A 10,235-nucleotide genomic window follows, 5' to 3' on the forward strand; every position below is an offset into this window, starting at 1 on the left:
CCTTTAAACATTTCTGTCATAACTATTCTACTCCATAACGCCTAATTTGAAAAGTGAAATTATTAACTAACGACGTGATTTTCCGGATAATTCAACAGGTTTGGACAAAGTACGAATTCTTTCTAGAATTCTTAGACTCGCAATTGTATTATTCGGTTTATTCACAAGACGATACTGCTGTTCTAATTCTTCCATTGAATAATTTGATGTAAAGTATGTTTTCATTCCTTTATTCATACGCTCATCTAAAACAGGAAGTAAGATTTCATCTCGCGTCCATTGCGTAATACTTTCAGCTCCAATATCATCTAAAACCAAAACATCACTGTAGCGTAAATGGTTCATCACTCTTTGACGATATTCATTATCTGTCATAAACTGTTTCAATTCCTGAATTAATAATGGAACCTGTACAAAAGAAACACTCTTATTATTTTTGGCATAGTAATTACAGATTCCTTTCATTAAATAAGACTTTCCAGTCCCTGGATTTCCATATAAATACACACCTTGATTTAGTGGTATACTACTCACACTTTGGGTATAAGCTGTCATATAATCTTTTTCTTTGACAGCACTTAAAAAGCAGGCATCATTTAAATCGATTAAATAATCATTTAAAGACATATGAGAGAAGCGAAATTTACTTTGATGAGCCAATTGCTGATCTCTTTTTTGTTCATACTGACAAGAAGCATAATATTCATTCAAGAAACCAGAATCGTCAATTTTTAATTTTGTAGCTTTACCACGAATCTTCTGTACACAATAATCCAATCCTTTACAGTTTCTACATACGCTCACACTCTTGATCCACTGCAACAAAACGCCACTATTTTCTTCTACAAAAGATGCATCTAAATGATTCTGTTCAAGAAATATTTGAATCCATTCATTCTCTTTTAAACGAGCAATATTCTTTTGTCTTTCCATCATTTGCTCTTCTGAAAGTTTAATATTTAAATTCACTACAACTTACCTTCTTTCAACATCTTTTGAAGTTCTAACATCTCCTGTTGGATTTGCGTATCTGATTTTTCTTCCTTTTGCGTATAGAACTTCTCATCAAGTACAACCTTTTCTTCTTTTTTCTCTCTTTTATTTTCTGTTGGCGCTTGGTTGATAATTTCCAATGCTTTCTTCCTAGAATCCACGCCCAGGCGAACCCAGCTTGCCGCAACTTTTTCAACGTAATTTCGAGAAAATTGTTGATGTGTTTGATGTAAAGTATATTCAATCAAAGTATTCACAACTTCAACTGAAAGCTGGAATTGTGTGCATAAACGTTCAATCAATGCCTGATCCGATTTCACAACAGGAATACCATTTTGTTTATTCTGCAAAAATTTAACAGGTGGCATCTGATATGGATCTTTACTTGTTTCCATAACCTTACGATTACGCATAACCATCTCTTTTAATTTGTCCAAATCAAATACATGTGTTGAAGGATTAATACTTCTTTGCACGTATCTACGCATATCTTTGGCATCAATTCCATATATTTGGGCCATCTGTGCAATACGATCTAAATTTTCATTAGTTCGATAACGCACCGGAAAAACACGATCCATCCCTTTGAAGAGTGTTGCAAAATCAAAATTATATTTTTGGTTGATTGTCGGTTTCACCTTTTCGTACGCAATCTCTTTAGATTCGTTCCACGAATCTAAAATTGAAACATCCAAAGAACTTTCTACCTTGGTATATACAGAAGAAATCGTCTTATCTTTATGAAGCATTGCCTTTATTTTATCAAAACACTTCGATCCTACACTTGCCAAATACAATCTTGAATACGTATCGTGACATAAAAATTTATCTGGTAATAATGGAGCATACAATAAAATCAACATGTCATCTTCATGAACATAGGTTTCAATTAAATGATATTGCTCTAAATAATTTCGTGCCTTATCAAATTGTGAAGCATTTATATTCAACAGTAAATATACGTCTTCTAATTCAACAGAATTTTGAATAGAACCTAAAAATTCATATAGACAAATTGAACTTTTCCCCATCAAAGGACCATACAACAAATGCAAAGATTGTCTTTGTTCAACAGATAAATGTTCTATGCAACGCACTTCAATCGCCATGTACCTTCTCCTCTTTTAATGCTTCTTCTATTTGTTTATGCAACTGTTCTACCGTACCATTATTTTGCAGTACAATATCACTTTTTGCCATCTTCTCTTCCGGATTCATCTGTGATACAAGTCTTGCCAAAGCTTGTTCCCTAGTAAAATTGCGATAGGTTTGTAGGCGCGATAAGGCTACATCTAAATCAGCCACAACGCACCATATTGAGTCAAAATGATCTTGTGCAGAAATCTCAAATAAAATTGGCATTTCCACAAAGACAATCGAACTCTCTTGTTCATAAATCCATTTATGCATCTGTTCAAAAATCAAAGGATGCAAGATGGCTTCCACTTGTTTTCTATGTTCTGCCTTAGAAAACATATATGAAGCTAAACTTTCCTTAATGATTTGTCCATTTGAATCCAATTCAACAATACGCAAATCATTTAATTTCTGATAACCCAAATTTCCCTTTTTTAATAAATCCGCATTAACCTGATCGCAATCTAAAACAGGATATTTTTTTCTTAAATATCGAGAAATCTCACTCTTTCCTGAACCCATAGATCCAGTGATTCCTATTACTTTCTTTTTTGACAATTTGGACATAGATAAGTCCCCCTTTGTGATACAGTTAATTTTTTAATAGCATGATGACACACTTTACATTGTGTTTGATCATGTACATTCAAATAGAGTTGAAAACGTCCCGTTACCCCTAAACTTGAGGTATAAGAACGAATGGTTGTTCCGCCAAAACGTGTAGCTCCCTGCAAGATTCGCTTTGTCTGAAAAACTATTTTCTCACAATCTTTCTTTGAAAGCTTTGAGGCACGGCTTCTTGGATCTAATCCTGAGGCAAAACATATCTCATCCGCATAAATATTTCCAACACCTGCCATAATCGATTGATCTAACAGGCAGGACTTCAAATTTCGTTTTAACGAATGAACACAGGTATAGAAATACATTCCATTCACTCTTTCATCCATATAATCATATCCAACATTTTTAAAACAAGGATATGCATGAATATCTTCTTTTTTAGAATACAAATACATTCTTCCAAATTTTCTTGTATCATGATACGACATATAGGTTCCACTATTTAATTTAAATACTATATGAATATGTTTATTCTCACAAAGCATATTATAAAGATAAAATTTACCTTCCATTCTTAAGTGAACAACTAGATCATAGTCATCCAGACCAAAAATCAAATATTTTCCAAGTCGATTAAATGAATGGAATGTTTGCCCAATTAATTGATTTTTAAAAGTTTCTACTTCTACATTATCAACAATCTTAGGATAATATATCAATACATCTTCAATTGAAACATCTTTAATTTGTGTTTCCAACGTACTTAATACGGTTTGTACTTCTGGTGCTTCCGGCATTATTTTGCCTCATACCATGACTTTCCAACACTAATACTTGCCTTTAATGGAACCTTTAATTCCATTGCACTTTCCATTGTTTCTTTAACAAGTTTTTGCATCAAGTCCAATTCTTCATCTGGCACCAAGAAAATCAATTCATCATGGATTTGAAGAAGCATTTTTGATTTTACATTAGCATCCTTTAAAGCTTGATCCATTTTCAACATCGCAATCTTGATCAAATCGGCTGCACTACCTTGAATTGGTGCATTCATGGCAGCTCGCTTACCGAATTCTCGTGTCATAAAATTCTTATCGTTGATTTCAGGAATCTCTCTTCTTCTGTGGAATAATGTTTCGACATATCCATGTTCTTTACAGAAATCAATCAATTGATTCATATATTCGTGAATCTGAGGATAACTTTCAAAGTACATCTTCATAAATTCACCCGCTTCTTTTCGTGTGATATTTAATTGTGAAGATAAACCAAATTCAGTTTGTCCATATACAATACCAAAGTTAACTGTCTTGGCAATTCTTCTTTTATGTTCATCTACCTCTTCTGGTGAACACCCAAAAATTAAAGTTGCCGTTTTTGTATGAATATCCAAACCCTCATTAAACGCTTTTATCATGTGATCCTCATTGGCCATATGTGCCAACATTCTTAATTCAATCTGCGAATAATCAGCAGACAATAAGTGATAGCCATCTTCGGCGACAAACGCCTTACGAATTTCTTTACCTAACTCATCTCGAATACTAATATTTTGTAAGTTTGGTTCACTACTTGAAAGTCTTCCAGTTTGTGTCATTGTCTGATTAAAAGAAGTATGAATCTTTTGATCCGAACGAATATGTTTTTTCAAGCCATCAATATATGTACTGGATACCTTCGCAATTTTTCGATACTCAAGAATATCATCAATGATTGGATGTTTTCCACGAAGCTTCTCTAATACATCTGCGGATGTTGAACGTTTTTTTCCACCTGAACTTAAATTCAACTCATCAAATAAGACATTCGCCAATTGTTTTGGTGAATTGATATTAAAAATCATACCTGCATGTGAGTAGATTTTTTGAGCAAGAGCACCCAATTTCTCGTTTAATGAAGCTCCATACTCATCTAAAAAACTTTCTTGAATCGAAATACCTTCTTGTTCCATTGAAAACAAGACATGTGTTAATGGCATTTCAATATCTTCATATAAAGACAATACATTTTCTTCTTTTAAAGAAGCACGAAGCTTATCCTTTTTTTCATATAGTTGCTGAGTCAAGCTATGATAGATTGCCTTTTCTCTTTCCAAACTATAAGCAGGAGACTCTTTTGTCTTCTTAGATACATCATGGAAAGATTCTGGAAGGTGAATTTGAAGTGCTTCTAAGACTGCATCACTATCTGTTGCGGTAGAATTCAATAAGAATCCAGCAATATGCAAGTCATTACTAAAAGTATTCCATTTAAATCCATAGCGATCTAATAGATGCATCATTTCCTTTGTATCCCATGTACTCATTTCTTTTGTTTCCAACAATGTTTTAAAATTTGTATCCTCTAATGCGTTTTCTACTGAAATATAATAAACAGTTTTATCTTTTGGAATCATAAAACCATACAATTTTTGATCTAAATAAGGCTCTTGAGTACATACTGGCATAACCATAACGTCATCCATATTTTCAAATTCAAAATGGTCCACTTCTTTTAAAGGCCATTTTTCCTCTTTAGTCTGTTTAGTACGATTTACCAATGATCGCATTTCATATTTCTCATAGAATGCATTCACATTATCTTGAATTCCTGTAAACTCACAATCGCATAATTCAAATGGCAATTCCATCTTTGTATAAATAGTAGCCAATTCTAAAGACATGAAGGCATTATCTTTATCTTTTTCTAGCTTTTCTTTTAATTTCCCTTTTACCTCATCAATATGAGCATAAACATTTTTTACAGTGGAATATTGATTCAATAAACGCAAGGCTGTCTTTTCACCAACACCGGTTACGCCTGGAATATTATCGGCTGTATCACCCATTAATCCTTTCATATCAATAACTTGACTTGGAGTAATTCCATACGTATCCATTAAATTTTGTTCGTCCATTAGATCCATTTCACTTAAGCCCTTTTTCATCAAAAGAACATGTGTACTTGAATCAATCAACTGTAATAAATCACGATCACTAGTCAGAATTGTAGTTTGAACATCTTTGCAGCATTTGGCCATACTTCCAATAATGTCATCAGCTTCATAGCCTTCTTGTTCATAACGTTTGATTCCAGCCGCATCCAAGTATTCTCTAACAATTGGAAATTGTACAATCAATTCTTCATCCAATGGTTTTCGTGTTCCTTTATACGCTTCAAATTGTTTGTGCCTAAACGTAGGTTTTCCTGCATCCCAAGCCACTAAAATCTTATCTGGTTCAATAATATCAATTGCCTTGTTCAACATCATCACAAAGCCATAAACCGCATTGGTTGGAATGCCATTGGATGTAGTCATTCTATGTGTATATAACGTTGCATAATATGCACGAAATAGCATGGAGTTTCCATCTAATAATAATAGTTTTTTCATACGCGTACCTCTTTTCTTCTATTTTAACATATATGAAAAGAAGGAAACGAATCCCTGACTCATTTCCTTCGAATATTTTGCATTTTCAACTTTTCCATCCGCTTAAATCGAATATCTTTGATTGTCGCATATCGCATGAATACTGTAATAATATAGATCAACACGAATATAGCCACACCATTAAAAATCAAAGTCAAAGCTTCAATGTGAATAAACCATTTCACAAAGCTCATTGTGAGATATCCGAAGATCTTTGCGCCAAAAAAACAAATTAAATCATTCGCAAACATCATTAGGAATACAATACCGAATTGTACCCAGTGATCTTGATCCATCGCTTCTTGAAAAAAGCCAATAGCCCAGCCAAACAAGCCAAACAAAAGCATCTTAACAAGCCAGTCTGAAGTAAAAAACATTCCCACACAAAGGCCACATAAACAAGCATATAGAAACCGATTTAAACTTCTTTCATGAAACACTACTAATAGACATCCACAAAAACATAGATGGCTAACTAAAGATAGTGAGGAATATGTAAAATCAACGCCAAACAAAGAAGCAATCAATTGATCTAACATCGCTAAAATGGCTAAGAAAATAAATGAATAACGTTCCTTATTTATCATTTACTCTCCTCTTTTCCAATCACAAGACAATAGTCAAAACTTTTCATATTGGATACAGGTGATACATAGACAGTTGAAATAATGGAGTCATCATTTAAAGATACATCTTTTACTTCACCTATCAAAATTCCACTCGGATAGTTTCCACCTTTACCACTTGTCGCAACTTTTTGTCCTTTTGTGACAATCGCATCATTGTCAAACAAAGATACTCGATATGCCTTTTTTTCTGTATCATACGATTGTAAAACACCTTCTACACTTGTACCATCTTCCAAAGACATCTTTATCGCAATATCATTACTTAAATGCTGGCTTGTCAACAATTGTACAGTGCTCGTCATTGTTTGAACACTTTCTACCAAGCCAATGGCACCATCACTTGTTGCCACAAGCATATTCTTTTCTACCCCTTGTTTTTTGCCAGCTGAAATTGTCACTGTCTGCAACCACGAATCACTTGAACGTTCTAAAACAGATACACTAATTGTTTTAGCATCTCCAAATCCGCCTTTCATTTCAAGCAACCCTTCAAGTTGTTTATTTTTATTTCTTTCATCTTCATATGCCGTCTGATAATTCTTTTGTTCTGCCAATTGTTTTGACAAATATTCATTATCATCATAAGCATGCCAAAGATTCGCAAAATCATTAACTGCATTTCCGATTGAAGACAACGGATATTGAATTAATCCATATTTTAAGTATGTCCATGCACTATATCCAATATTCGTGATGGAGTTTTGTCTTAAGCCAAACATTGCACATGCTAGTATACATAAAACGACAATTGTCGTAAGTAATCTTTTTTGAATTCGAGTAAATTTACGCATAATATCCCCCAAACTAACTTATATTATAGCGATAAAGCCTCCTTCTTTCAATCGAGATATTTATGCTCTTTAAATGAATAATATTGATTTTGTCCTACAATAATATGATCAATTAAATTCACTCCCATTGTCATTGCGACATGAACCATTTTATAGGTTACCTCAAAATCTGCTTTGGATGGTGTACAATCACCAGAAGGATGATTATGGGCAAGTAAAACGGAGTTTGCGTTTTGAAGAAAAGCCTCTTTAAACACTTCTCTAGGATGTACTACACTTTCATTCAACGTTCCCTTAAACAAAACGCGATGAGAAATGAGTTTACTTTTTGTATCTAAATACAGAGCAATAAAACATTCTTGTGGCATAGAGCCATACTCAAATTCAAACCATTCAATCACATCTTCAGGTCTCATAATGGAGGCATGATACACCTTTGATCTAATGACACGTTTACTGAGTTCCACACTTGCCAGAAGCTGTAAAGCTTTAACTTCTCGTATTCCTTGAATCTGCATCAGTGTATTTACATGCATTGACATTAATTTTGATAAACCTTCACTTTCTTTCAATACATCGGATGCAATTTCGAATACAGAACGATTTTTATTCCCGCTTTGAAGAATCAAGGCAACCAACTCTAAATCGCTCAAGGATTCTAAGCCATAGCGTAGCGCTTTTTCTCGTGGGCGCTGTTCCACTTCCATCTCTTTTACCTTCATATACTCTTATACGAAAAAAAATACACTTTTTTTAATTTATTTTGTTTTTTTACTTGCAAAGTACAGAATCACATGGTATATTATTTAAGCGTCAAGCAAACATGGCGGTTGTGGTGAAGTTGGTTAACACAGCGGATTGTGGCTCCGTCACTCGCGCGTTCGAATCGCGTCAGCCGCCCCACTAAGATTTTTAAGCTTCGAGAAATCGGAGCTTTTTCTTTACTTTTTTTGAATTGTTTGTATATTAGGGACATGAAAAAATTATTATTGATTCTTTTAAGCTTAACGCTATGTGCCTGTCAATCGCAGACAAAATACACAGCTTCATCTTCAAAAAAAGCTTGTGATGTCACAAGCGAAGAAGAAACGTGTAATTCAAAAGATGATACAAAGACAACATTCAATGAAATCAGCTTTGATGAAGCCATTCAATATTTCACGCAAGAAAAATCGGGTGTTTTATATTTCGAATTTTCAAGTTGTCCTTGGTGCAAAGAAGCTAAACCCATTTTAAAGAAAGTCGCAAAAGACAATGGAATCGACATCCAATATGTAAAAGTAAGAGACGAAGAAAAGAATCGTCTTTATACAGATGAGCAAAAAGCGATTATTGAACCATATATCCAAGATTATATGTCAAATAACGATGAAGGTATTCTAACCTTATATGTTCCTCTAGTGTTGGTTGTAAAGAATGGAAAAGCCATTGATGGACATGAAGGAACATTAGAAAGTCATGATGCGACCGAAAGAAAAATGACAGATGACGAAAAAAAAGAATTAACACAAATCTATACAAAATTAATGGGTGAAGCAAAATAGCTTCACTCTTATTTTTTACGTATCTTGATTTGATCATCCAAGCTCAAATGTCCAATCAACAAACTAGAATTTATATCATGCATCTTATAGTTTGACGCAATTTGTTTCGAATCAAAATTGGCGTAACAATATTTGCAGCCATGTAAACAAGAATTATAAGCTCCTATATCCACCATATTTACGCAATGGCAGTCTCTTGCCTTCCACTCTTTAAAGAGCTTGCCAGTTCTTTCAAAGGCATATTTAATGCTGACGCAACAATCGTTTTCATCACCAATATGATATTTATTTTCCATGCAACTCACAACTTTTATATCATTCTTTTCAAAAGCTTCTTTTAATTTAAGATATTCCTCATTAAAGGGTTCATGATAATCCAAATGATTATTTCGAACATTTTTATAATCATCCACAAAAGAGACAATCACTTTAGATACATATCCTTTTAACATTTTACATAATTTATTAAAGGCACGAATATGATAATTAACATTATATTTGGAATTCAAAAGGATTGGATCATATCGCACACATACATTTTCTTTGCCTAAATAGGATGATAGCTTTTTAATGCATTCAATGACTTGTTTCTTATCTGGAACATTAGGCTCTATATCTTTAAAGTATCCGGTGATAGTGACTTGTAGTTGAATGGGCACAGGAAATAAATGAATCGCATCTAACAATGGCAATGGATTTTTTGTACAAAATACAATCATATCTACATCAGATACAAAGATACGACTGACAAGTTTTGGATTAAAAGGGTTTCTTACATCAAAATATCCTTCATTCCATCGGTTCACAAACCAATCCATATAATATGCTACAATATCTGTTCTTCCACTCGCATTAATAATCATAGTTTTATTAAACTAAGAAACAAAATAATAGTCAATATAAAGAAAAAAAATCATCCTAAGATGACTTAAATTTCTAAATGGCGGTCCAGATGGGACTCGAACCCACGATCTCCTCCGTGACAGGGAGGCATGTTAACCACTACACCACTGGACCAATATTTAATTTTAAATGGAGCAGATGAGGGGAATTGAACCCCCGTATCAGCCTTGGCAAGGCTGTGTTCTACCATTGAACTACATCTGCATGAATGGCGGTCCAGATGGGACTCGAACCCACGATCTCCTCCGTGACAGGGAGGCAT

Annotated in this window: 10 protein-coding genes and 3 tRNA genes; 2 read left to right on the forward strand and 11 right to left on the reverse strand. The window is 33.8% G+C overall.

The features are described 5' to 3' along the window. Positions 1-66 precede the first annotated feature (66 nt). Genes LJE08_RS04215 through radC form a run of 8 tightly spaced genes read right to left on the reverse strand, consistent with a single transcriptional unit; the run spans position 67 to position 8,248 of the window. Positions 67-969 (reverse strand): ATP-binding protein, encoded by a 903-nt coding sequence (locus tag LJE08_RS04215; RefSeq protein WP_227402489.1) that lies wholly within the window; start codon positions 967-969, stop codon positions 67-69. Beyond that, positions 969-2,102 (reverse strand): DnaD domain protein, encoded by a 1,134-nt coding sequence (locus tag LJE08_RS04220; protein ID WP_117925058.1) that lies wholly within the window; start codon positions 2,100-2,102, stop codon positions 969-971. The genes LJE08_RS04215 and LJE08_RS04220 overlap by 1 nt, the downstream gene beginning before the upstream one ends. After that, positions 2,092-2,697, reverse strand: coding sequence for a dephospho-CoA kinase (coaE, locus tag LJE08_RS04225; RefSeq protein ID WP_117925056.1), 606 nt, complete (start codon positions 2,695-2,697; stop codon positions 2,092-2,094). The genes LJE08_RS04220 and coaE overlap by 11 nt, the downstream gene beginning before the upstream one ends. Further along, the gene (mutM, locus tag LJE08_RS04230) at positions 2,670-3,491 is read right to left on the reverse strand and encodes a DNA-formamidopyrimidine glycosylase (RefSeq protein ID WP_227402490.1); all 822 of its coding nucleotides are present in this window, start codon (positions 3,489-3,491) and stop codon (positions 2,670-2,672) included. The genes coaE and mutM overlap by 28 nt, the downstream gene beginning before the upstream one ends. Continuing rightward, positions 3,491-6,067, reverse strand: a complete 2,577-nt coding sequence (gene polA / locus LJE08_RS04235; protein ID WP_227402491.1) for a DNA polymerase I — start codon at positions 6,065-6,067, stop codon at positions 3,491-3,493. The genes mutM and polA overlap by 1 nt, the downstream gene beginning before the upstream one ends. Before the next feature lie 59 nt (positions 6,068-6,126). Then, positions 6,127-6,693: a hypothetical protein gene (locus LJE08_RS04240; protein WP_186998827.1), complete on the reverse strand. Its 567-nt coding sequence runs from the start codon at positions 6,691-6,693 to the stop codon at positions 6,127-6,129. Further along, entirely contained in the window at positions 6,690-7,526 is an 837-nt protein-coding gene (gene mreC / locus LJE08_RS04245; protein ID WP_117925048.1) for a rod shape-determining protein MreC, read from the reverse strand. The genes LJE08_RS04240 and mreC overlap by 4 nt, the downstream gene beginning before the upstream one ends. Positions 7,527-7,573: 47 nt before the next feature. Next, complete coding sequence (gene radC, locus LJE08_RS04250) at positions 7,574-8,248, reverse strand: DNA repair protein RadC (RefSeq protein WP_117925046.1); 675 nt, start codon at positions 8,246-8,248, stop codon at positions 7,574-7,576. 104 nt (positions 8,249-8,352) lie between these two features. Between radC and LJE08_RS04255 the strand changes: the two genes are divergently transcribed. Both LJE08_RS04255 and traF read left to right on the forward strand, forming a co-directional pair. After that, positions 8,353-8,429 (forward strand) — tRNA-His (locus LJE08_RS04255). 71 nt (positions 8,430-8,500) lie between these two features. Next, positions 8,501-9,070 carry a conjugal transfer protein TraF gene (gene traF, locus LJE08_RS04260; RefSeq protein ID WP_186998825.1) on the forward strand — a complete coding sequence of 190 codons (570 nt, stop codon included), beginning with the start codon at positions 8,501-8,503 and terminating at the stop codon, positions 9,068-9,070. A gap of 8 nt (positions 9,071-9,078) precedes the next feature. Here the strand turns inward: traF and LJE08_RS04265 are convergent, their stop codons facing one another. The 3 genes from LJE08_RS04265 to LJE08_RS04275 form a co-directional block, all read right to left on the reverse strand. Then, positions 9,079-9,933, reverse strand: a complete 855-nt coding sequence (locus LJE08_RS04265) for a DUF1848 domain-containing protein (protein WP_227402492.1) — start codon at positions 9,931-9,933, stop codon at positions 9,079-9,081. A 78-nt stretch (positions 9,934-10,011) separates the two neighbouring features. Continuing rightward, positions 10,012-10,087, reverse strand: a tRNA-Asp gene (locus LJE08_RS04270). 16 nt (positions 10,088-10,103) lie between these two features. After that, positions 10,104-10,177 (reverse strand) — tRNA-Gly (locus LJE08_RS04275). Positions 10,178-10,235 lie beyond the last annotated feature (58 nt).

This window comes from Holdemanella sp. DFI.5.55 (assembly GCF_020593575.1).
Taxonomy (GTDB): Bacteria; Bacillota_I; Bacilli_A; order Erysipelotrichales; family Erysipelotrichaceae; genus Holdemanella; species Holdemanella hominis.